This is a genomic window from Pseudomonas sp. CFBP 8771 (assembly GCF_014841695.1).
Taxonomy (GTDB): domain Bacteria; phylum Pseudomonadota; class Gammaproteobacteria; order Pseudomonadales; family Pseudomonadaceae; genus Aquipseudomonas; species Aquipseudomonas baltica.
This window is the reverse complement of the sequence record NZ_JACYUJ010000006.1, coordinates 64,962-85,870: the sequence shown is the minus strand read 5'-3', so window position 1 is coordinate 85,870 and position 20,909 is coordinate 64,962. Positions and strand designations below refer to the sequence as shown.

Here is a 20,909-nt window from a genome sequence, read left to right as displayed (position 1 = left end):
GGCCCGCTTTTTGGATGAGCGAGGCCGGGCGTCAGAAGAAGCTCAGGCCGACGTGGAAGAGCTTCTCGACGTCGCGGATGTATTTCTTGTCCACGACGAACAGGATCACGTGGTCACCGGCCTCGATCACCGTGTCGCTGTGCGCGATGATCACCTGGTCATCGCGAATGATCGCGCCGATCGTCGTTCCCGGAGGCAGATCGATGGTTTCGATGGGCTTGCCGATCACCTTGCTCGAGCGCGCGTCGCCATGGGCGATGGCCTCGATGGCCTCCGCGGCGCCCCGGCGCAACGAATGCACACTGACGATATCGCCCCGCCGTACGTGCGCCAGCAGGGTACCGATGGTTGCCAGCTGCGGGCTCAGGGCGATGTCGATCTCGCCTCCCTGGACCAGGTCCACGTAGGCCGGGTTATTGATGATGGTCATGACCTTGCGCGCGCCCAAGCGCTTGGCCAGCAACGAGGACATGATGTTGGCTTCGTCGTCGTTGGTCAGGGCCAGGAAGATATCGGCCTGGGCGATGTTCTCTTCGAGCATCAGGTCGCGGTCGGACGCGCTGCCCTGCAACACCACGGTGCTGTCCAGGGTATCGGAGAGGTAGCGGCAGCGTGCCGGGTTCATCTCGATGATCTTCACCTGGTAGCGGCTTTCGATGGCCTCGGCCAGGCGCTCGCCGATCTGCCCGCCGCCGGCGATGACCACCCGCTTGTTGCTCTGGTCGACCCGGCGCAGTTCGCTCATCACCGCGCGAATGTCTTCGCGGGCTGCAATGAAGAACACCTCGTCGTCGGCTTCGATGACCGTGTCGCCGCGTGGCAGGATCGGCCGGTCGCGGCGGAAGATGGCGGCCACCCGTGTATCGACCTTGGGCATGTGGTGACGAATCTGCCGCAGTTGCTGACCCACCAGCGGGCCGCCGTAGTAGGCCTTGACCGCCACCAGCTGTGCCTTGCCGCCAGCGAAGTCGATGACCTGCAGGGCGCCGGGGTACTCGATCAGGCGCTTGATGTAGTTGGTCACCACCTGTTCCGGGCTGATCAGCACATCCACCGGGATGGCGTCGTTGTTGAACAGGCCGGCGCGGGTGAGATAGGCCGACTCGCGCACCCGGGCGATCTTGGTGGGGGTATGGAACAGGGTGTAGGCCACCTGACAGGCGACCATGTTGGTCTCGTCGCTGTTGGTCACCGCCACCAGCATGTCGGCATCGTCGGCACCGGCCTGGCGCAGCACTGTCGGATACGAGCCGCGGCCCTGCACGGTGCGGATGTCCAGGCGATCGCCAAGGTTGCGCAGGCGTTCGGCGTCGGTATCGACCACGGTGATGTCATTGGCCTCGCCGGCCAGGTGCTCGGCCAGCGTGCCGCCCACCTGACCTGCGCCCAGGATGATGATCTTCATCCATTACTCCCCGTCAGTGGCCGCGTACGGCGGCGATCTTGATCAGCTTGGCATAGTAGAAGCCATCGTGACCGCCTTCTTGTGCCAGCAATTGGCGGCCATGAGCCTGCTTGATGCCGGCGGACGTGGCCAGGTCCAGTTCGCGGGCGCCGGGCGTGCGCGCCAGGAACGCTTCGATGACTTCGGTATTTTCCGTGGGCAGTGTCGAGCAGGTGGCATAGAGCAGCACCCCGCCGACCTCCAGGGTTGGCCACAGGGCGTCGAGCAACTGCCCTTGCAGCACGGCCAGGGCCGGAATGTCGTCGGGCTGGCGGGTCAGCTTGATGTCGGGATGGCGGCGGATCACGCCAGTGGCCGAACAGGGGGCGTCGAGCAGGATCCGCTGGAACGGCTGGCCGTCCCACCAGGCTTGGGTATCGCGGCCATCGGCCGCGATCAGCTGGGCTTGCAGCCCCAACCGTTGCAGGTTTTCGCGAACCCGGACCAGGCGCTTTTCCTCGAGATCGACCGCTACCACAGCGGCCAGGGTCGGTTCGGCCTCCAGAATGTGGCAGGTCTTGCCGCCCGGCGCGCAGCAGGCGTCGAGTACCCGTTGACCGGGCTTCAGGTCGAGCAGCTCGGCGGCCAGCTGCGCCGCTTCATCCTGGACGCTGATCCAGCCTTCGCTGAAACCGGGCAGCCCGCGCACGTCACAGGCTTCTGCCAGGACGATGCCATCACGGCTGTAGACGCATGCCTGGGCGGCCACGCCTTGTTCGGCAAGCAGGCCCAGGTAGGCATCACGCGGGTGATGGCGACGGTTGACCCGCAGGATCATCGGCGGATGCGCGTTGTTGGCGGCACAGATGGCTTCCCACTGCTCGGGCCAGAAGGCTTTCAGCGATTTCTGCAGCCAGCGCGGGTGCGCCGTGCGCACCACCGGGTCACGCTCGAGTTCGGCAAGAATGGCCTCGCTCTCACGCTGGGCTCGGCGCAGCACGGCATTGAGCAGCGCCTTGGCCCAGGGCTTCTTCAGCTTGTCGGCGCAGCCGACGGTTTCGCCGATCGCGGCATGGGCTGGAATGCGGGTGTACAGCAACTGGTAGAGACCGACCAGGAGCAAGCCATGTACATCGGCATCGGCGGCCTTGAAAGGCTTCTGCAGCAGGCGCTCGGCCAGCGCGTCGAGACGGGGCTGCCAGCGGGCGGTGCCGAATGCCAGGTCTTGGGTAAGGCCACGGTCGCGCGCCTCGACCTTGTCCAGCTCCCTGGGCAGGGAGCTGTTGAGCGAGGCCTTGCCGTTGAGTACTGCGGCCAGTGCACGGGCTGCCGCCAGGCGCGGGTTCATTGGCCCAGCACCGTGCCGACCACGAACCGGTCGCGGCGGCTGTTGAACAGATCACTGAAGTCGAGCGGCTTGCCTCCCGGCAACTGCAGGCGGGTCAGGCGCAGGGCTTGTTCACCGCAGGCGATGGTCAGCCCGTCCTTGTCGACCTGGATGATTTCGCCTGGCCGGCCGCTGCCTTCGGCCAAACTGGCGGCCAGCACCTTCAGCGCTTCGCCATTCAAGGTGCTGTGGCAGACAGGCCAAGGGAAAAACGCCCGCACCTGGCGCTCGAGCACCACGGCCGGTTGGGCCCAGTCGATGCGCGCTTCGTTCTTGTCCAACTTGTGGGCGTAGTTGGCCAGGCTGTCGTCCTGCGCCTCGCCCTGCAGGGTAGCGGCGGCCAGGCCGGCAATGGCCTGGACCACGGCCGGTGGGCCCATCTGCGCCAAGCGGTCGTGCAGGCTGCCGCCGGTGTCGTGGGCGGCGATCGGGGTGCTGACCTTGAGCAGCATCGGGCCGGTATCCAGACCCGCCTCCATGCGCATCACGGTAACGCCGCTGTCGGTATCGCCCGCCTGGATCGCCCGCTGGATCGGCGCCGCTCCGCGCCAGCGCGGCAGCAGCGAGGCATGACTGTTGATGCAGCCCAGCGGCGGGATGTCGAGCACCGCCTGCGGCAGGATCAGGCCATAGGCGACCACCACCATCAAATCCGGCGTCAGCGCGCGCAGCTCGGCCTGGGCCTGGGGGTCGCGCAGGGTCGCTGGCTGCAGGACGGGAATGCCGTGCTCCAGGGCCAATTGCTTGACTGGGCTTTGCATGAGTTTCTGCCCCCGCCCGGCGGGGCGATCGGGCTGGGTGTATACGGCAACGATGTCGTGCGAAGTGGCCAGCAGGGCCTTGAGGTGTTCGGCGGCAAACTCGGGAGTGCCCGCGAAGACGATGCGCATGGAGTTCTCGCTGTTGGGGGTGGGCCGCAACCCTTTGTAGGAGCGGCTAGCAGCCGCGAAGGGGCCCTTCCTGACGCACCGAGGTGCGTTGTTCGCGGCTACTAGCCGCTCCTACAAGGGCACCGGAATCAGGCCTGCTGCTTGTGCAGTTTTTCCAGCTTTTTCTTGATGCGGTCGCGCTTGAGGTTGGACAGGTAGTCGACGAACAGCTTGCCGTTGAGGTGATCGCACTCGTGCTGGATGCACACGGCCAGCAGGCCTTCGGCGATCAGTTCGTAGGATTTGCCGTCGCGGTCCAGCGCGGTGACCTTGACCTTCTGCGGGCGATCGACGTTCTCGTAGAAGCCGGGCACCGACAGGCAACCTTCCTGGTACTGGTCCATCTCGTCGGTCAGCGACTCGAACTCGGGGTTGATGAACACCCGTGGTTCGCTGCGATCTTCGGACAGGTCCATGACCACGATGCGCTTGTGCACGTTGATCTGGGTGGCGGCCAAACCGATGCCAGGGGCGTCGTACATGGTTTCAAACATGTCATCGACAAGCTGGCGAACGCTGTCGTCCACCACCGTGACCGGCTTGGCGACGGTACGCAGGCGCGGGTCTGGAAATTCGAGGATGTTTAAAATAGCCATATGCGTATGTGCTGCACTGTGAGGTAAAGTCGTTATTTCGCGTGAGCAGACATGATAAAGGGATTCACGGCATGAGGAAATCACTACTCGCCCTGCTGATGCTGGCAATGGCCGGCCTGGCGCAGGCGCAAGTGCAGCTCAGGGACGGCTATCCACAGCGCTACACGGTGGTGCGTGGCGATACATTGTGGGACATTTCCGGGAAGTTTCTCAGCCAGCCGTGGCAGTGGCCACACCTCTGGCACGCCAACCCACAGATCGCCAACCCGGACCTGATCTACCCTGGCGATTCGCTGGTGCTGGGCTTCGTCAACGGCCAGCCGCAGCTGATGCTCGAACGTGGCGCCTCGCGCGGCACCATCAAGCTTTCGCCCAGGGTGCGCACCACGCCCGTGGCCGAGGCCATACCCAGCATCCCGCTGGAATCGATCAACAGCTTCCTGCTGACCAACCGCATCATGGATTCGGTCGAGCAATTCAACGCCGCCCCCTACATCGTGGCCGGCAATGCCGAGCGCGTGCTCAGTGGCATGGGCGACCGCATCTACGCACGTGGCGCCTTCGACCCGGCGCAGTCGGTGTACGGCATCTTCCGCCAGGGCAAGACCTACATCGACCCCGACACCCAGGAATTTCTGGGTATCAACGCCGACAACATCGGCGGCGGCGAGATCGTCGCGACCGAGGGGGATATCTCTACCCTGGTACTGCAACGCTCGCGCGAAGAGGTCCGCCTGGGCGACCGGCTGTTCAGCGATGAACAACGCGCGGTCAATTCGACGTTTTTCCCCAGCGCGCCAGAGACTGACATTCGTGGTGTGATCATTGATGTGCCACGAGGTGTTACACAGATCGGCAAGTACGACGTGGTCACCTTGAACCGCGGAACGCGCGACGGACTGCGCGAGGGCAACGTTCTCGCGGTGTACAAGACCGGCGAGACAGTGCGCGATCGTATCACCGGCGAGCAGGTCAAGGTCCCCGACGAGCGCTCCGGGCTGCTTATGGTGTTCCGCACTTATGAAAAGCTGAGCTATGGTTTGATCCTCAACGCCAACCGCTCGTTGGCAGTGATGGACAAGGTAGGCAACCCGTAGCGCATAGGGCACCGGGCATGACGAGGTCACGCCCGGGCGCTTTCCGATACTTTTGTGCACAGAGTTATCCACAGCTTGTCCAGCTGTCTGCGAGCCTGCCGATTCAAGGATGATCGGATGCCGCTTTTCGATACCACTGCTCAGACCCTTTCCGAACTCGAGGCGCGCCTGCGCTTGCACGTGCTGCCGGAAATCGGCCCGCAACGCTTCCACAAGCTCGTTGCGCACTTCGGCAGCGCGCGTTCGGCGCTTGCTGCGCCAGTCGGGCAATGGCGCGGGGCCGGCGGCAGCGACGCCAGTGCCCAGGCCCGCCGCGACCCCTGCATCCATCGCAACGCGGCGGCTGCAATGGCCTGGCTAGAGCGTCCGCATCAGCATTTGCTGATGTGGGACCACGCCGACTACCCCGCCCTGCTCAAGGAAATCGCCGATCCACCGCCGCTGTTGTTCGTACGCGGCGACCCCGGTGTGCTGGAGCGGCCGCAGATCGCCGTGGTCGGCAGTCGCCGCGCTTCGCCGCCCGGCCTGGACAACGCCCGGGCTTTCGCCCGCAGCCTGGCAGCGGCGGGATTTGCCATCACCAGTGGCCTGGCCCTGGGTGTGGACGGGGCGGCGCATCAAGGTGCGCTGGAGGTGGGTGGGCACACCATCGGGGTATTGGGCACCGGTCTGGAAAAACTTTATCCACAGAAGCATCGCGCGCTCGCCCAGGCAATCGTCGAGCGCAAGGGTGCGCTGGTTTCCGAGTTTCCCCTCGACGCGCAGGCGCAGCCGGGCAACTTTCCTCGACGCAATCGGATCATCAGCGGTCTGTCGCTGGGTGTGCTGGTCATCGAGGCCAGCCCGGCCAGCGGTTCGCTGATCACCGCAAGGCTGGCCGCCGAGCATGGCCGCGAGGTGTGGGCGCTGCCCGGCTCCATTCATCACCCCGGCGCACGCGGTTGTCATCAGTTGATCCGCGATGGCGCGCAACTGGTCGAGACTATCAATCATATTCTTGAAGGGTTGCAGGGCTGGCAGCGTCTGCCACCGGTCCTGCCGGCGGCGCCAGCCCAGCCCGCCGATCCGCTGCTCGAGGTACTGGTGGCCGCCGCGCACACCACCGAAGGCTTGGCCACGGCGTTGGGATGGCCGTTGCCGCGGGTGATGGCGCAACTTACCGAGCTGGAGATGCAGGGGCGCGTGGTCAGCCAGGCGGGGCGTTGGTTTGCACGGGCCAGCTAAGTACACTGGCGGCAGTCTTCAATGGGAGTGACAGCAGATGGTGAGCAGTTGGCGTGTGCAGCAAGCGGCGCGCGAGATCCGAGCGGGCGCGGTGATCGCCTACCCTACCGAAGCTGTCTGGGGATTGGGTTGCGATCCATGGGACGAAGAAGCGGTGTATCGCTTGCTGGCCATCAAGGAGCGCTCGGTCGACAAGGGCCTGATCCTGATCGCCGACAACATCCGGCAGTTCGACTTTCTGTTCGAGGATTTTCCCGAAGAGTGGATCGATCGCATGGCCAGTACCTGGCCCGGCCCGAACACCTGGCTGGTGCCTCACCAGGGCCTGCTACCCGAATGGATCACCGGTATCCACGATTCCGTGGCCCTGCGCGTGAGCGATCACCCGCAGGTGCGGGAGCTGTGCGCGCTGGTCGGGCCGCTGGTGTCGACCTCTGCCAATCGCCAAGGCCGCCCGGCCGCGCGCAGCCGCCTGCGCGTCGAGCAATACTTTCGTGGCGAAGTGGACGTCGTGCTGGGCGGCGCGCTGGGCGGGCGCAAGAGCCCGAGCGTGATTCGCGACCTGATCACCGGTGAAGTGATCAGGCCCTGAGGCCAGGCAGGGCGCCGCGTTCACGGGGCTCCCTGCCTGGTTTCATGGCAGCAGGATGGTCGAGCCCACCGTTTCGCGCGCGGCGAGTGCGGTCTGCGCCTTGGCGGCATCGCTCAGTGCGTACTGCTGGCTGACGTCGACCTTGAGCTTGCCGCTGGCGATCATCTCGAACAGCTCGTCGGCCATGCCCTGTACTGCGCCGGGCACGGCGTAGCTGGCCAGGGTCGGGCGAGTCACGTACAGCGAGCCCTTCTGCGACAGGATGCCCAGGTTGACCCCACTGACCGCACCCGACGCATTGCCGAAGCTGACCATCAAGCCGCGCGGCTGGAGACAGTCCAGCGAGGTTTCCCAAGTGTCCTTGCCGACACCGTCGTACACCACCGGGCATTTCTTGCCGTCGGTCAATTCGAGCACTCGCTTGGCCACGTCTTCGTGGCTGTAGTCGATCACCTCCCAGACACCCAGGGCCTTGGCCCGTTCGGCCTTGGCGGGCGAGCTGACGGTGCCGATCAGCTTCACGCCCAGTGCTGCCGCCCATTGGCAGGCCAGCGAGCCCACACCACCGGCGGCGGCATGGAACAGGATGGTTTCGCCAGCCTCGACCTTGTAGGTCTGACGCAGCAGGTATTGCACGGTCAGGCCCTTGAGCATCACCGCAGCGGCCTGTTCGAAGCTGATGCTCGAGGGCAGGCGTACAGCCATGGCCGCTGGCAGCACGTGCAGATCGCTGTAGGCGCCCAGGGGGCCACCTGCGTAGGCCACACGGTCGCCGACCTTGAACCGGTCCACCTCGCTGCCGACCGCCTCGACCACGCCAGCGGCCTCGGTGCCCAGGCCCGAAGGCAGTGGCGTCGGGTACAGGCCGCTGCGGAAGTAGTTGTCGATGTAGTTCACGCCCACGGCGTGATTGCGTACGCGAATGTCTTGCGGGCCCGGTTGCCTGGGCTCGAAGTCGACGAACTCGAGGACTTCCGGGCCGCCGGTGGAACCGAACTGGATACGCTTTGCCATCTGCTCACTCCTGCTGTCGTTGGGCGAGGGCCTATCGGACGCCTTTGCTTGATCGACGTCAACTGCCGCACGCGGTGAGCGATGCTATGCTACGCGCCGACTTGATCGCCGGTCAGGCGTGTTCCCAGGCCGCTGGCGGTATTTGCCCTTTTTCAAGGTGATGCCATGACTACCCGCACAGAGGCCGTAAAGGCCTATCTGCTCGATCTGCAGGATCGAATCTGCCACGCCATGCAGGCCGAAGACGGCGGCGCGCACTTCGTCGAAGATGCCTGGACGCGCGCAGCGGGCGGCGGCGGGCGCACCCGGGTGATTGCAGACGGTGAGTTGATCGAGAAAGGCGGGGTCAACTTTTCCCATGTATTCGGCACCGGCCTGCCACCTTCGGCCAGCGCCCATCGACCGGAGCTGGCCGGCCGCGGCTTCGAGGCACTGGGCGTGTCGCTGGTGATCCACCCGCACAACCCGCACGTGCCCACCTCCCACGCCAACGTGCGGTTCTTCATTGCCGAAAAGGAAGGCGAAGAGGCCGTCTGGTGGTTCGGCGGCGGCTTCGACCTGACGCCCTACTACGCTCACGAGGAAGATTGCATCCACTGGCATCGTGTTGCGCAACAAGCCTGCGAGCCTTTTGGCGCCGATGTCTATCCACGCTACAAGGCCTGGTGCGACCGCTATTTCCACCTCAAGCACCGGGGCGAGCCGCGGGGCGTGGGCGGCCTGTTCTTCGATGACCTGAACGAATGGGATTTCGACACCAGCTTCGCCTTCATGCGCGCCATCGGCGATGCCTTCATCGACGCCTACCTGCCCATCGTGCAGCGGCGCAAGGCCATGGCGTACACCGCGCAGCAGCGTGAATTCCAGGAGTTTCGCCGCGGGCGCTACGTCGAGTTCAACCTGGTCTACGACCGCGGTACGCTGTTCGGCCTGCAGTCGGGTGGCCGTACCGAGTCGATCCTTATGTCGCTGCCGCCGCAGGTGCGTTGGGGTTATGACTGGAAAGCCGTACCTGGCAGCGAAGAAGCGCGGCTCACCGACTACTTTCTGCAGGATCGCGACTGGCTGGCGCAGACCCCTCCCCTATGATTCAGGAACCGATTCGCATGGACAGTTACGTGGTTTTCGGCAACCCGGTGGGGCACAGCAAATCACCCGCCATTCACCGTTTGTTTGCCGAGCAGACGGGCCAGGCGCTGGTATACGACACACGGCTGGCGCCCATCGACGACTTCACCCGCAGTGCCTTGGGTTTTTTCGAAGAAGGGCTGGGCGCCAACGTCACCGTACCGTTCAAGGAGCAGGCGTTCGGCCTGTGCAGCGTACTGACCCCGCGCGCGCAGCGCGCCGGCGCGGTGAACATGCTCAGTCGGCTGCCCGATGGCAGCCTGCGTGGCGACAATACCGACGGCGTGGGGCTGGTGCGCGACCTGGTCAACAACGCCGGCGTGACCTTGCAGGGCAAGCGCATTCTGCTGTTGGGTGCCGGCGGCGCGGTGCGTGGAGTGGTCGAGCCGTTGCTCGAACAGCAGCCACTGTCACTGGTGATCGCCAACCGCACGGTCGAGAAAGCCGAACAGCTGGCGCAGCTGTTCGCTGACCTGGGGCCGGTGGCGGCCAGTGGCTTCGATTGGCTGGAAGAACCGGTGGATATCATCATCAACGCCACTTCGGCGAGCCTGGCGGGCGATCTGCCACCGATCGCCGCCAGCCTGATCGAGCCCGGTGTGACGGTCTGCTACGACATGATGTATGGCAAGGAGCCAACGCCGTTTTGCCGCTGGGCCAGCGAACACGGCGCACGGCTGTCGCTGGACGGTTTCGGGATGCTGGTCGAGCAGGCAGCCGAAGCGTTCACCTACTGGCGTGGTGTGGCGGTGGATACGGCACCGGTGCTGAGCCAGCTGCGCCGGGAAATGGCGGCGGGTTGAGTTGATTGAAGGGTGTCAGTGAAGGCCTCTTCGCGGGCGGCGAGCTCTCTGCCCGCGAAGGGGCCATGACTGACACCCATCAAATCAAAGCCCGTCAAATCAAAGCTTCGCGCGTACCGCCGGCAGCGCGTCCTTGCCATCCAGCGTTTTCACACCTTCCAGCCACTTCTCCAACACCGCCGGATTGGCTTTCAGCCAGGCCTGCGCCGCCTGTGCGCTGGTTTTCTTGCTATTGGCCACATCGGCCATGATGCTGTTCTCCATGTCCTGGGTGAACACCAGATTGCTGAGCAGCTTGCCGGTGTTCGGGCAACTCTCGGCATAGCCCTTGCGGGTCAGGGTGTGCACGGTGCCGGTCGAGCCGAAATACTTCTCGCCGCCGGTGAGGTACTTGAGCTTGATCTGCACGTTCATCGGGTGCGGCGTCCAGCCGAGGAAGACCACGAACGACTTCTTCTTCACGTTGCGATTGACCTCGGTCAGCATCGCCTGCTCGCTGGACTCGACCAGTTTCCAGTCACCCAGGCCGAATTCGTCCTTCTTGATGATCTCGGCCAGCGATAGGTTGGCCGGTGCCCCTGAACCGATCCCGTAGATCTTCTTGCCGAACTTGTCGGCGTGCTTGTCCAGGTCGGCGAAATCCTTTACACCCGCGTCATACACGTAGTCGGGGACGGCCAGGGTGAACTCGGTGCCGTCCAGGTTCTTGGCGAACTGCACCACGTCACCATTGGCCACGAACTTGTCGTAGAAACCCTGCTGGGCCGGCATCCAGTTGCCGAGGAAGACATCCACCTGGCCATCCTTGAGACCGCCAAAGATGATCGGCACCGCCAGCGTGTCGATCTTGGGCCGGTAACCCATGCCTTCCAGCACCAGGCTGGTGAGCGCGTTGGTGGCGGCAATGTCGCTCCAGCCCGGGTCGGCCATCTTCACCGTCTCGCACCGTTGTTCGTCGGCGACCGCCGTGGTTCCGGCAACGGCCAGCCAACCGGCGGCCAGGGCTGTGGATATCTTCATGGTGACCTTCATGCGACTTCCCCTCAGAGCTTCGAATGTTATGGGCAGGGTTGTGGATAACGTGCCTTGCGCTCCAGGTCGTCCAGGTCGATATGGTTGCGCATGTACTGCTGGCTGGCGTCCACCAGCGGCTGGTGGTCCCAGCTCTTCAGCTTGCCTTGGGCCAGTGCGCCGGCCACGAAGCGGCGCCGGCGCTGGCTGGCGAGCACCTGTTGGTGTATCGCCGGCATGTCCCATTTGCGGCGGGCTTCACTCAGGAAAGCCTCGAACAGTGCCCGGTGCGGGGGTGACTGGCTCAGGTCTTCACGTTCGCGTGGGTCGTTATCCACGTCATAGAGTAGGCAAGGGTCGACCTCGCTGTAGATAAATTTCATCGCGCCACGGCGGATCATCATCAACGGGCTGTGGGTACCTTCGGCCATGTATTCACCGAACGCTTCGTCATGCCCCTTTTCACCCTGCAGATGGGCCACTAGCGAACGTCCGTCCAGCGGCAGGCCGGGTTCCAGTTCGCCACCGGCCAGCTCGACGAAGGTCGGCAGCAGGTCGGCGGTAGACACTGCGGCCTGCACTCGCCCTGGCTTGAACTGCCCGGGCGCGCAAACCAGCAGCGGCACCCGCGCGGCCATCTCGAACCAGTGCATCTTGTACCAGAGCCCACGCTCGCCGAGCATGTCACCGTGATCGCCGGAGAAGACGATGATGGTGTCGTCGGCCAACCCGGTTTCTTCCAGGGTCTGCAGCAGTTTGCCGACGTTGTGATCGATGTAGCTGCACGCACCGAAGTAGGCGCGGCGTGCATCGCGGATCTTGTTCACGGGCAGGGGCTTGTCCCACAGGTCATAGACCTTGAGCAGGCGTTGCGAGTGGGGGTCCAGCGCGGCCTGGTCCGGTACATCCTGAGGCAGTGGGATGTCTTCGTCGCGATACAGGTCCCAGAACGGCTTGGGAATGGTGTAAGGGTCGTGCGGATGGGTCATCGAAACCGTCAGACAGAATGGCCGATCGCCGTCTTCGCGAATGTGATCGAACAGGTACTGCTGGGCTTTGAAGACCACCTCTTCATCGAAATCCAGCTGGTTGGTGCGCACGCACGGGCCAGCCTGCAACACCGAGGACATATTGTGGTACCAGCTGGGGCGAACGTCGGGTTCGTCCCAATTGACCGCCCAGCCGTAGTCGGCCGGGTAGATATCGCTGGTCAGGCGTTCCTCGTAGCCGTGCAGCTGGTCCGGGCCACAGAAATGCATCTTGCCCGACAGTGCGGTGCGGTAACCCAGGCGCCGCAGGTAGTGGGCATAGGTCGGCACGTCGGCGGCAAAGTCGGCAGCGTTGTCGTAGGCGCCGATCTTGCTCGGCAACTGGCCGCTGACCAATGTGAAGCGCGAAGGCGCGCACAGCGGGCTGTTGCAGTAGGCCGCATCGAAGACCACCCCGGTCTCGGCCAAACGGCTGATGTTCGGCAGCTTGATCGGTGATGGCGCGTAGATCGGCAGCATGGGTGCGGCCATCTGATCGGCCATGATGAAAAGAATGTTCTTGCGCTTCATCGGCTCAGGGCATTCCATAGTCGGGAGTAATGCGAATTTGCTTCGATTCAGAATGCGGCCCCTGCCCAGCCCGGTAAAGCCTGCTGTCGACAATGCCTAGGATAAGCGCAGCTTATGTATGAAAGTATCGGCGGTTTGTCCCTCGACCTGTTGCGTGCCTTCGAGTCAGCGGCGCGTCTGCATGGCTTCACGGCAGCGGCTGTCGAATTGGGCACCACTCAGCCAGCCATCAGCCAGCAGATCAAGCGTCTGGAGGAACAGCTGGGCACTCGCCTGTTCGATCGCATCTACCGTGGCATCGTCCTGACGGACGCCGGCCTTGCGCTGTTCGAGGCGGTCCAGGCGGGGCTGCAACGCATCGACGACGGCTTGCAGGCAATCACCGCGCAGACTCAGCACGAGGTGCTGCAGGTGTCGACTGACTTCGCCTTTGCGGCGTACTGGTTGATGCCGCGGCTGCACCGCTTCCATCAACGTTATCCACAGGTCGATGTCAGCCTGGTCACCAGCGAGCGCAGTCACGCCCTGCTCCGGCCCGATATCGACGTCGCGGTGCTGTTTGGCGATGGTCGGTTTCGCCAGGGCGAAAGCCATTGGTTGTTCAACGAAGAGGTGTATCCAGTGTGCAGCCCGCGCCTGCTGGCCGGTTACCGTCAGCCGTTGGCGCTGGATGCCTGGATCGAGTTGCCGTTGCTGCACCTGCGCGGCGAGCACAGCAGCCAGTGGTTCGACTGGAACGACGTGTTTCGCGCGCTGCACATTCCAGGTGTGCCTGCCCCCGGCCAGTTGCGTTTCGATAACTACACCTTGCTGATCCAGGCGGCCATCGCTGGTCAGGGCGTCGCCATCGGTTGGCGGCACTTGGTGGATGCGCTGCTGGATCAAGAGCTGCTGTGCCGCCCTCTTCAGGGCAGCGCAACATCGGCGTTGGGCTATTACGTGGTCGTCCCGCAACGCAAGCGCCGCGGGCAGATGGTGCAGCGCTTTCTGGATTGGGTGATGGAGGAACAAGGCGGGCGATAGCTGCCTGTTCCTTTCACCCTTCTATGTCGCTCTGGCCGCTGGCTTTGCACGGGCCAGGAGTGTGCCCTGGGTCAATACTCTCGGATTCACTGCACACGAGCACTGCGTACGCCTTGGGCCAGGGCACTGCACAGCGACAACACATCCTCTACGGCCTGGCCGTGATGCTGGGCGTTGGCGATCTTGTCGACCAGGGCCGAGCCGACCACTACGCCGTCCGCGAGCCGGGCGATGGCGGCGGCCTGGTCAGGGGTGCGGATGCCGAAGCCGACGCTGATCGGCAGGTGGGTGTGCCGGCGCAGTCGCTCGATGGCAGCGCCGACATGCTCGGTGGTGGCCGAGCCTGCACCGGTCACGCCGGCCACCGACACGTAGTAGACGAAGCCGGAGCTGCGCTCCAGCACCCGTGGCAGGCGCGCATCATCGGTGGTGGGGGTGGTCAGGCGAATGAAGTCGATACCCGAGGCTTGCGCCGGGGTGGCGAGTTCGCCGTCGTGCTCGGGCGGCAGGTCGACGATGATCAGGCCGTCGACGCCGGCTTCCTTGGCCTGGGCCACGAAGGCTTCGACGCCGAAGCGGTGGATCGGGTTGTAGTAACCCATCAGCACGATCGGCGTGGTGCTGTCGTCGACGCGGAATTCGCGGACCATCTGCAAGGTTTTCGCCAGCGTCTGCCCGGCGTTGAGCGCGCGCAGGGTCGCCAGCTGGATGGCCAAGCCGTCGGCCATCGGATCGGTGAAGGGCATGCCCAGTTCGATCACATCGGCGCCGGCAGCCGGCAAGCCTTTGAGGATGGACAGCGAAGCATCGTAGCCTGGGTCGCCCGCCGTGACGAACGTCACCAGCGCGGCGCGGCCTTCGGCCTTGAGGTCGGCGAAGCGTTGTTCGAGGCGGCTCATGCCAGTGTCTCCTGCGGGTGGGCGCCCATATGGCTCATGACGGTTTGCATGTCCTTGTCGCCGCGGCCGGACAGGCACACCACCATCAGATGGTCGGCGGGCAATGTTGGCGCGCGCTTCATGGCCTCGGCCAGGGCGTGGGCGGTTTCCAGCGCCGGGATGATGCCTTCCAGGCGGCAGGTGGCGTGGAACGCGGCCAGCGCCTCTTCATCGGTGATGCTGGTGTAGTTCACGCGCTTGATTTCATGCAGAAAAGCGTGTTCAGGGCCGATACCGGGGTAGTCCAGGCCGGCCGAGATGGAGTGCGCGTCGGTGATCTGCCCATCGTCGTCCTGCAGCAGATAGGTACGGTTGCCGTGCAGTACGCCGGGCACGCCGCCGTTGAGGCTGGCGGCATGCTTGCCGGAATCCACGCCATGGCCGGCGGCTTCGACACCGATGATTTCCACGCTGCTGTCATCCAGGAAAGGATGGAACAGGCCCATGGCATTGGAACCGCCACCTACGCAAGCCACCAGGCTGTCGGGCAGGCGCCCTTCCTTCTCCTGCAACTGCTCGCGGGTTTCCTTGCCGATGATCGACTGGAAGTCGCGAACCATGGCCGGGTAAGGGTGCGGGCCGGCCACCGTGCCAATCAGGTAAAAGGTGTCGTCGACATTGGTGACCCAATCGCGCAAGGCGTCGTTCATGGCATCTTTCAAGGTGCCGGTACCGGAAGTGACCGGCACGATCTCAGCGCCCAGCAGCTTCATGCGGAACACGTTGGCCTGCTGGCGCTCGATATCCGTGGCACCCATGTAGATCACGCAAGGCAAGCCGAACCGAGCCGCCACCGTGGCCGTGGCCACGCCGTGCATGCCGGCGCCGGTCTCGGCGATCAGGCGCTTCTTGCCCATGCGCTTGGCCAGCAGCACCTGGCCGATGCAGTTGTTCACCTTGTGCGCGCCGGTGTGGTTGAGCTCTTCGCGCTTGAAGTAGATTTTCGCCCCGCCGCAGTGTTCGGTCAGGCGCTCGGCGAAATACAGCGGATTGGGCCGGCCGATGTAGTCGCGTTGAAAGTAGGCGAGCTGCTCGAGAAATTCGGGATCGGCCTTGGCGGCTTCGTATTCGCGAGCCAGCTCCAGCACCAGCGGCATCAGGGTTTCGGCGACGTAGCGGCCACCGAAGGCGCCGAACAGGCCGTTGCTGTCAGGGCCACTGCGAAGATTGGTCTGGGTCATGCGAAGCTCCAGGGGAATTGAATGACGATGTAGCCACTGTACCCACGACAACGATCGAAGAAAACCGATAAGATCTCGACAACCTGTCAGGATTTCTCACAATACCATGAGCCGTGACCTGCCCCCGCTGAATGCCCTCAAAGCGTTCGAAGCCACTGCCCGGCTGAACAGCGTCAGCAAGGCGGCTGACTACCTGAGCGTTACCCACGGTGCCGTGAGCAGACAGTTGAAAGTGCTTGAAGAGCATCTGGGCATCGCGTTGTTCGTCAAGCAGGGGCGTGGCTTGAAACTCACAGATGCCGGCATTCGACTGCGCGATGCCAGCGCCGAGGCCTTCGAGCGTTTGCGTCTGGTCTGTACGGAGCTCAGCCAGGCCCAGGCCCAGGCACCGTTCGTTCTGGGGTGCTCGGGAAGCTTGCTGGCGCGCTGGTTCATACCTCGATTGGGTCGGCTGAACAGCGAGCTGCCGGATTTGCGCCTGCACCTCTCGGCCGGCGAAGGCGACCTGGACCCCCGCCGTCCCGGGCTGGACGCCTTGCTGATGTTCGCCGAGCCGCCCTGGCCCGCCGACATGGACGTGTTCGAGCTGGCCGAAGAGCGTATCGGCCCGGTACTCAGCCCGCGCTTCCAAGGGTTCGAAGCCTTGCAGAGCCGTACGGCCAGCGACTTGCTCGGGCACTCGTTGCTGCACACCACATCGCGGCCACAGGCCTGGCCCAGCTGGGCACGGCGCAACGGCCTGGATCCCGAGGCGTTGACCATGGGACAGGGGTTCGAGCATTTGTATTATTTGCTGGAGGCAGCGGTGGCCGGGCTGGGCATTGCCATCGCGCCCGAGCCGCTGGTGGTCGATGACCTGCGTGCCGGGCGCCTGGCCGCGCCCTGGGGGTTTACGCAAACCCCGGCGCGGCTGGCACTTTGGGTCCCGCGACGCGCCGCAGACGGGCGCGCCCGACAACTGGCGCTATGGCTTGCGCAAGAGCTCGAACGCCAGGTCGATTAGTTGCTGCGATTGCACATCAGGTAGGCGGCGATCAGGCCCAGCGCGCCAACGGCTACGCCAGCGGCGGCCCAAGGGTGCTCCTGAGCGTAGTCACGGGTGGCAATACCGGTTTCCTTGGTCTTGACCTTCACTTCTTCATACGCGTCGCTGATCAGGCTGCGCGAATGGCTCAGCGCGGATTCTGCGTTGGCTTTCAGCGCCTTGAGCACCTTGCGCGATTCCTCGGTGGAATCTTCTTTCAGGCTTTCCAGGGAGCGGAGCAGGCTTTCGATTTCTGCTTCCATGCTCTGCAGCGAAGCTTTGCGTGACGAAATTGCCATGGGTAACTCTCCTTCATTGTGGTGAATAGCGTGTGTAGATTCCGACTGCGCTGCAAGATGAAAGTGCAGTGCGTGTGAACTTTTAGCGCAGAAATCCCCACACAGGTAGACAACCACTTCAGTAGCCACCCTAACGGAGAGCATCATGAGCGATCACCACACGTACAAGAAGGTTGAACTGGTAGGTTCCTCGACCACTACCATCGAAGACGCCATCAACAATGCGTTGGCCGAAGCGAGCAAAAGCATCGAGAAAATGGAATGGTTCGAAGTGACCGAAACCCGTGGCCATATCGAAGACGGTCGCGTGGCGCATTTCCAGGTCACACTCAAAGTCGGCTTCCGTATCCAGAACAGCTGACAGAAAACACGGAATCTTCCGACTGGCCGAATGCCATAGGTTGAGTTACAACACATTACCGGCGTGTCGACCTGAATCCAGGCGGCCCGCCGTTTGTCTTTAAACCGGCACTATCAGACCAAGGATGTAAGCGATGAAGCGAGTTTTATTGGCTGTGGGTTTGTTGAGCCTGGCAAGCGGCGCGTTCGCTGCGGGCAAGTCGTGTGAAGAACTCAAGGGCGAAATCGCCGCGAAGATCGACGCCAATGGCGTGTCGGGCTACACGCTGGAAGTGGTCGACAACGTCACTCCGGATGCCGGTTTCCAGGTAGTCGGTTCGTGTGAAGGCGGTACCAAGGCTATCGTCTACAAGCGCTGAAGATTGCAGCCGCCACCCGCTCCCACAGAAAACGAAATCCCCTGTAGGAGCGGTCAGCGGCCGCGAAACGAACCCCGCAATACACCAGGTCGGTGCAAGGCTCAGCCCCGCATCACCTGCGCCAATAGCTCATACGACCGCAACCGGTCGGCATGCTCGTACAGATCGCAGGTAAAGATCAGCTCATCTGCCTGAGTCTGTTCCTTCAGCACGTCCAGCTTGGCGCGGATCTTCGCCGGTCCTCCCACCATCGCCAAGCCCAGAAAGTCCCCGACCGCGGCCTTTTCATGGGGCAACCACAACCCTTCCATGCTTTTCACGGGTGGTTGCTGCACCAGGGTCTGGCCACGCATCAGGTTGAGGATGCGGCGGTAGACCGAGGTTGCCAGGTAGTCGGCGTGCTCGTCGCTGTCGGCTGCCACCAAGGGCACGCCGAGCATCACATAAGGCTTGTCGAGCACCTCGGAGGGCTGGAAGTGGGCGCGATAGACCCGGATTGCCTCATGCATGTAGCGCGGCGCGAAATGCGAAGCGAAGGCGTACGGCAGGCCGTACATGCCGGCCAGCTGCGCGCTGAACAAGCTGGAGCCCAGCAACCAGACCGGCACGTTGGTGCCGCTGCCCGGCACCGCAATCACCTTCTGATCCGGAGTGCGTGGCCCCAGGTAGGCCATCAACTCGCGGACGTCGTCGGGGAAATCGTCGGCACTGCCGGAGCGCTCACGGCGCAACGCGCGCGCCGTCATCTGGTCCGACCCCGGCGCGCGGCCCAGGCCCAGGTCGATGCGCCCCGGATACAGGCTTTCCAAGGTTCCGAACTGCTCGGCGATCACCAGCGGCGCATGGTTGGGCAGCATCACCCCGCCCGAGCCGACGCGGATCGACGAAGTGCCCCCCGCCAGATAGCCCAGCAGCACCGAGGTCGCCGAGCTGGCGATCCCGTCCATGTTGTGATGCTCGGCCACCCAGAAACGGTTGTAGCCCCAGCCTTCGGCGTGGCGTGCCAGGTCCAGCGCGTTGTGCAGCGACCGCGCCGGGCCGTGGTCGGCACGCACCGGTACAAGGTCGAGGACGGAGTATTTCGTATCGGTCAAACCAGTCATGATCATTGGCATCCTGTGGGTATGTGGCAGGTGGGATGCCCCGCGCATCTTTGCTACCGAGTGTGTAATCAATATGGGCTTATGGTTCGGATTCAATAGCCAGCGGTCAGAACGGCGCTGAACTTGCCTCGCGCCGTGGCCTCTGAACACTTGTCACCGCGCGAACCCGTCGCGCCCATCAAGGAGGCTTTATGAGCATCAAGAAAACCGCATCGGCTGTCTGGAAAGGCGATCTGAAAACCGGCAAGGGCGAGATCTCGACGCAAAGCGGCGCCCTGAAAAGCAACCCCTATGGTTTCAACACCCGCTTCGAAGGCCAGCCAGGCACCAACCCGGAAGAATTGATCGGCGCGGCCCACGCCGGCTGCTTCTCCATGGCCTTCTCGATGATCCTGGGTGGCGAAGGCTTCACGCCAGACCAGATCAACACAACGGCCGAGGTCACGCTGGACAAGGAAGGCGAAGGCTTCGCGATCACCGCCATCAAACTGACCATGTCGGCGAAGATCCCCAACATCGACCAGGCCAAGTTCGAAGAACTGGCCAACAAGGCCAAAGAAGGCTGCCCAGTGTCGAAAGTGCTGAACGCCCAGATCACCCTGGACGCTAAGCTGGAATCTTGAGGTAGGGTTGCGCCCGGTTGCCGTACACTGCTCACTCACCTGGAGAATTGCCCATGAAACGATTCATTTTGGCGATGACATGCAGTGTCCTGGCAACCTCGGCGTCGGCTGCACCCGTGTCGTGCGAAGAATTGAAGGCCGAGATCGAAAAAAAGATCCAGGCGGCAGGCGTTGCGTCCTACACCCTGGAAATTGTCGACAATCTGGACGCCAAGGACCCGAGCATGGTGGTGGGTTCCTGCGACAATGGCATGCGCAAGATCATCTATCAAAAGAACGACACCTGATCCCGCAGCATCCGCTGCTGTGATTCAGTGGTGCACCGTTGCGCCTGGATTCAGGGAATGCAGTGAATCGCCCGGTCTTCGGCAACAATCTCCCGGCTCGAATCGTACAAACGCGCACTGGCCTGCATGGCAATCGCCCTGCCCTCCAGGCGGTAGCGCTGACCTGCCTTGAAACCGTCATAGCGCACGGTCAAGTAGCAGGTACGGTCGAACGGGTCGTTGACCAGCCCGCCACCGGCGTACATTTCGTAGTCAAAACGCACTTCCAGCTCATGGCTGCCGGGATCTACCTGGAAGTAGCGGCCGTCATTGAGTTTGCGACCATCCAGACTTTCTGCCATGACCAGGCGACCGGTCGTGGTGAACATCTCGATCCAGGCCTTGCCAGGGTCAACGGCCGGCAACGGCGGATTGGCGCAGCCAGCAAGCGTGGCGAGGGTCAACAGGGCGAGCACGGCGCGCATGGAAGCTCCTTGGCTGCAGGAAGAAAGTGAGCAGGACAAAGGTCGAGTCTAGAAGCTTTGCGTCGGCGCTGCGAGTCGCCGCCGACGGTGGCCATGTTCAGGCCAGTGCTCAGGCGCTCTGGCAGCCCGCAGGTTGCGCCTGGCCTACCAGTTTGCGCTGCTCGTCGTAGAGCCTGGCCCACGGGCGAAAGCCGACGCTGCCGGCTTCCAGGAAATACCGCTGCCCCGCGTCGAAGCCGGCATAGGTGAGGTTCAGTTCGCAGTTGCGCCACAGCGGCGCGGGGACTGGGCCGATGTTGGTCGGCTGCACGGGGAACTGCAAGCGCACGGTCAGCTCATGGCTGCCGGGTTCGACTTCGAAATAACGGGTGTCGCCCCATTCCCGCTCGTCGACTTGCGTCGCCTGCAGGGCGTTGTGCCCGTTGGCCTGCAGATCGATCCAGGCCTGGTTGGGGTCCGGGTCGGGCAGACCGGCGCAGCCGGCAAGGGCCAGCATGCCGCCAGCAATGATCAATGCGCGCATG

Annotated in this window: 24 protein-coding genes; 11 read left to right on the top strand and 13 right to left on the bottom strand. The window is 63.6% G+C overall.

Annotated features, from left to right (window positions below):
• Positions 1 to 31: 31 nt before the first annotated feature.
• From trkA to def, 4 genes are all read right to left on the bottom strand, one after another.
• Positions 32 to 1,405: a Trk system potassium transporter TrkA gene (gene trkA / locus IFT80_RS14885; protein WP_122480055.1), complete on the bottom strand. Its 1,374-nt coding sequence runs from the start codon at positions 1,403 to 1,405 to the stop codon at positions 32 to 34.
• Between the two features lie 13 nt (positions 1,406 to 1,418).
• Positions 1,419 to 2,732 (bottom strand): 16S rRNA (cytosine(967)-C(5))-methyltransferase RsmB, encoded by a 1,314-nt coding sequence (rsmB, locus tag IFT80_RS14880; RefSeq protein WP_192137800.1) that lies wholly within the window; start codon positions 2,730 to 2,732, stop codon positions 1,419 to 1,421.
• The gene (fmt, locus tag IFT80_RS14875) at positions 2,729 to 3,661 is read right to left on the bottom strand and encodes a methionyl-tRNA formyltransferase (protein ID WP_192137799.1); all 933 of its coding nucleotides are present in this window, start codon (positions 3,659 to 3,661) and stop codon (positions 2,729 to 2,731) included. Before fmt ends, rsmB begins: the two co-directional genes overlap by 4 nt.
• Positions 3,662 to 3,789: 128 nt before the next feature.
• On the bottom strand, positions 3,790 to 4,296 hold the full coding sequence (gene def / locus IFT80_RS14870; protein ID WP_122480058.1) for a peptide deformylase: 507 nt from the start codon (positions 4,294 to 4,296) through the stop codon (positions 3,790 to 3,792).
• 71 nt (positions 4,297 to 4,367) lie between these two features.
• Between def and IFT80_RS14865 the strand changes: the two genes are divergently transcribed.
• The 3 genes from IFT80_RS14865 to IFT80_RS14855 all read left to right on the top strand — a co-directional run bounded on the left by IFT80_RS14865 (position 4,368) and on the right by IFT80_RS14855 (position 7,209).
• On the top strand, positions 4,368 to 5,393 hold the full coding sequence (locus IFT80_RS14865; RefSeq protein ID WP_122480059.1) for a LysM peptidoglycan-binding domain-containing protein: 1,026 nt from the start codon (positions 4,368 to 4,370) through the stop codon (positions 5,391 to 5,393).
• Positions 5,394 to 5,510: 117 nt separating this feature from the next.
• On the top strand, positions 5,511 to 6,617 hold the full coding sequence (gene dprA / locus IFT80_RS14860; RefSeq protein ID WP_192137798.1) for a DNA-processing protein DprA: 1,107 nt from the start codon (positions 5,511 to 5,513) through the stop codon (positions 6,615 to 6,617).
• 37 nt (positions 6,618 to 6,654) lie between these two features.
• Entirely contained in the window at positions 6,655 to 7,209 is a 555-nt protein-coding gene (locus tag IFT80_RS14855) for an L-threonylcarbamoyladenylate synthase (protein WP_122480061.1), read from the top strand.
• Positions 7,210 to 7,251: 42 nt separating this feature from the next.
• Here the strand turns inward: IFT80_RS14855 and IFT80_RS14850 are convergent, their stop codons facing one another.
• A complete protein-coding gene (locus IFT80_RS14850) occupies positions 7,252 to 8,223 on the bottom strand; it encodes an NADPH:quinone reductase (protein ID WP_192137797.1) in 972 nt (323 codons plus the stop codon).
• A gap of 165 nt (positions 8,224 to 8,388) precedes the next feature.
• Between IFT80_RS14850 and hemF the strand changes: the two genes are divergently transcribed.
• Both hemF and aroE read left to right on the top strand, forming a co-directional pair.
• Positions 8,389 to 9,312: an oxygen-dependent coproporphyrinogen oxidase gene (gene hemF, locus IFT80_RS14845; protein ID WP_122480063.1), complete on the top strand. Its 924-nt coding sequence runs from the start codon at positions 8,389 to 8,391 to the stop codon at positions 9,310 to 9,312.
• 17 nt (positions 9,313 to 9,329) lie between these two features.
• Positions 9,330 to 10,154 carry a shikimate dehydrogenase gene (aroE, locus tag IFT80_RS14840; RefSeq protein ID WP_122480137.1) on the top strand — a complete coding sequence of 275 codons (825 nt, stop codon included), beginning with the start codon at positions 9,330 to 9,332 and terminating at the stop codon, positions 10,152 to 10,154.
• Positions 10,155 to 10,253: 99 nt separating this feature from the next.
• Here aroE and choX read toward each other — a convergent pair whose 3' ends face one another.
• Complete coding sequence (choX, locus tag IFT80_RS14835) at positions 10,254 to 11,174, bottom strand: choline ABC transporter substrate-binding protein (RefSeq protein ID WP_192137796.1); 921 nt, start codon at positions 11,172 to 11,174, stop codon at positions 10,254 to 10,256.
• Between the two features lie 38 nt (positions 11,175 to 11,212).
• Positions 11,213 to 12,724 (bottom strand): choline-sulfatase, encoded by a 1,512-nt coding sequence (gene betC / locus IFT80_RS14830; RefSeq protein WP_192059261.1) that lies wholly within the window; start codon positions 12,722 to 12,724, stop codon positions 11,213 to 11,215.
• 114 nt (positions 12,725 to 12,838) lie between these two features.
• On the opposite strand from betC, the gene IFT80_RS14825 reads away from it, so the two are divergent.
• Positions 12,839 to 13,747 carry a choline sulfate utilization transcriptional regulator gene (locus IFT80_RS14825; RefSeq protein WP_122480066.1) on the top strand — a complete coding sequence of 303 codons (909 nt, stop codon included), beginning with the start codon at positions 12,839 to 12,841 and terminating at the stop codon, positions 13,745 to 13,747.
• Positions 13,748 to 13,833: 86 nt separating this feature from the next.
• Here the strand turns inward: IFT80_RS14825 and trpA are convergent, their stop codons facing one another.
• Together trpA and trpB are read right to left on the bottom strand one after the other, a co-directional pair.
• Positions 13,834 to 14,646, bottom strand: a complete 813-nt coding sequence (gene trpA / locus IFT80_RS14820) for a tryptophan synthase subunit alpha (protein WP_185794612.1) — start codon at positions 14,644 to 14,646, stop codon at positions 13,834 to 13,836.
• Positions 14,643 to 15,866, bottom strand: a complete 1,224-nt coding sequence (gene trpB / locus IFT80_RS14815) for a tryptophan synthase subunit beta (protein ID WP_122480068.1) — start codon at positions 15,864 to 15,866, stop codon at positions 14,643 to 14,645. Before trpB ends, trpA begins: the two co-directional genes overlap by 4 nt.
• 106 nt (positions 15,867 to 15,972) lie before the next feature.
• Here trpB and IFT80_RS14810 point away from each other — a divergent pair, with 106 nt between their 5' ends.
• Positions 15,973 to 16,869 carry a LysR family transcriptional regulator gene (locus IFT80_RS14810; protein WP_192137795.1) on the top strand — a complete coding sequence of 299 codons (897 nt, stop codon included), beginning with the start codon at positions 15,973 to 15,975 and terminating at the stop codon, positions 16,867 to 16,869.
• Here IFT80_RS14810 and IFT80_RS14805 read toward each other — a convergent pair.
• Positions 16,866 to 17,189 (bottom strand): DUF883 family protein, encoded by a 324-nt coding sequence (locus IFT80_RS14805; RefSeq protein ID WP_122480070.1) that lies wholly within the window; start codon positions 17,187 to 17,189, stop codon positions 16,866 to 16,868. The two genes, IFT80_RS14810 and IFT80_RS14805, sit on opposite strands and share 4 nt — an antisense overlap.
• A 145-nt stretch (positions 17,190 to 17,334) precedes the next feature.
• Between IFT80_RS14805 and IFT80_RS14800 the strand changes: the two genes are divergently transcribed.
• Both IFT80_RS14800 and IFT80_RS14795 read left to right on the top strand, forming a co-directional pair.
• The gene (locus IFT80_RS14800) at positions 17,335 to 17,550 is read left to right on the top strand and encodes a dodecin (RefSeq protein ID WP_043191958.1); all 216 of its coding nucleotides are present in this window, start codon (positions 17,335 to 17,337) and stop codon (positions 17,548 to 17,550) included.
• Positions 17,551 to 17,683: 133 nt separating this feature from the next.
• A complete protein-coding gene (locus IFT80_RS14795; protein WP_122480071.1) occupies positions 17,684 to 17,908 on the top strand; it encodes a DUF1161 domain-containing protein in 225 nt (74 codons plus the stop codon).
• A gap of 101 nt (positions 17,909 to 18,009) precedes the next feature.
• Here the strand turns inward: IFT80_RS14795 and IFT80_RS14790 are convergent, their stop codons facing one another.
• Positions 18,010 to 19,011, bottom strand: a complete 1,002-nt coding sequence (locus IFT80_RS14790) for an LLM class flavin-dependent oxidoreductase (protein ID WP_192103027.1) — start codon at positions 19,009 to 19,011, stop codon at positions 18,010 to 18,012.
• 197 nt (positions 19,012 to 19,208) lie between these two features.
• On the opposite strand from IFT80_RS14790, the gene IFT80_RS14785 reads away from it, so the two are divergent.
• Together IFT80_RS14785 and IFT80_RS14780 are read left to right on the top strand one after the other, a co-directional pair.
• Positions 19,209 to 19,634 carry an OsmC family protein gene (locus IFT80_RS14785; protein WP_122480139.1) on the top strand — a complete coding sequence of 142 codons (426 nt, stop codon included), beginning with the start codon at positions 19,209 to 19,211 and terminating at the stop codon, positions 19,632 to 19,634.
• Between the two features lie 53 nt (positions 19,635 to 19,687).
• The gene (locus IFT80_RS14780; protein WP_192059250.1) at positions 19,688 to 19,921 is read left to right on the top strand and encodes a DUF1161 domain-containing protein; all 234 of its coding nucleotides are present in this window, start codon (positions 19,688 to 19,690) and stop codon (positions 19,919 to 19,921) included.
• A gap of 50 nt (positions 19,922 to 19,971) precedes the next feature.
• Here the strand turns inward: IFT80_RS14780 and IFT80_RS14775 are convergent, their stop codons facing one another.
• Together IFT80_RS14775 and IFT80_RS14770 are read right to left on the bottom strand one after the other, a co-directional pair.
• Positions 19,972 to 20,385 (bottom strand): PA0061/PA0062 family lipoprotein, encoded by a 414-nt coding sequence (locus tag IFT80_RS14775; RefSeq protein ID WP_122480073.1) that lies wholly within the window; start codon positions 20,383 to 20,385, stop codon positions 19,972 to 19,974.
• Positions 20,386 to 20,494: 109 nt separating this feature from the next.
• Entirely contained in the window at positions 20,495 to 20,908 is a 414-nt protein-coding gene (locus tag IFT80_RS14770; RefSeq protein ID WP_192055205.1) for a PA0061/PA0062 family lipoprotein, read from the bottom strand.
• Between the last annotated feature and the right edge of the window lies 1 nt (position 20,909).